Source organism: Pontimicrobium sp. MEBiC01747 (genome assembly GCF_053601635.1).
This window is the reverse complement of record NZ_JBSHNS010000168.1, coordinates 1-420: the sequence shown is the minus strand read 5'-3', so window position 1 is coordinate 420 and position 420 is coordinate 1. Positions and strand designations below refer to the sequence as shown.

Annotated in this window: 1 protein-coding gene; it reads right to left on the bottom strand. The window is 49.5% G+C overall.

The annotated features are described in order from the left end of the window. Positions 1 to 420 (bottom strand): Calx-beta domain-containing protein (locus ACVC2P_RS05090; protein WP_452597399.1); only part of this gene is annotated, 420 nt, incomplete at both ends.

Here is a 420-nt window from a genome sequence, read left to right as displayed (position 1 = left end):
TGGAACGGTTACTGTGCCAGCGCCTTCGTTGACTGTTGCGTCGGCTATTGTTACTGTTGGCGCATTGTCGTTATCGGTGATCGTTACTGTTCCGCTTGGGTCGGTGTTTGTTGTGTTTCCGCTGGTTACTGTGCCATCGACGGTAAAGGTCTCATCGGCTTCATCTATGGCATCGTCTGTAATTGGAATGACAACGTCTACTGATGTTGAACCGGCTGGAATGGTTACGGTTGTTGTTGTTACGGTGTAATCGCTTGTGCCAGCTGTGCCTGTTGTCGTTACAATATCCACTACAACGTCTGTAGCGCTTACGGTATCTATGCTTACTGGAACGGTTACTGTGCCAGCGCCTTCGTTGACTGTTGCGTCGGCTATTGTTACTGTTGGCGCATTGTCGTTATCGGTGATCGTTACTGTTCC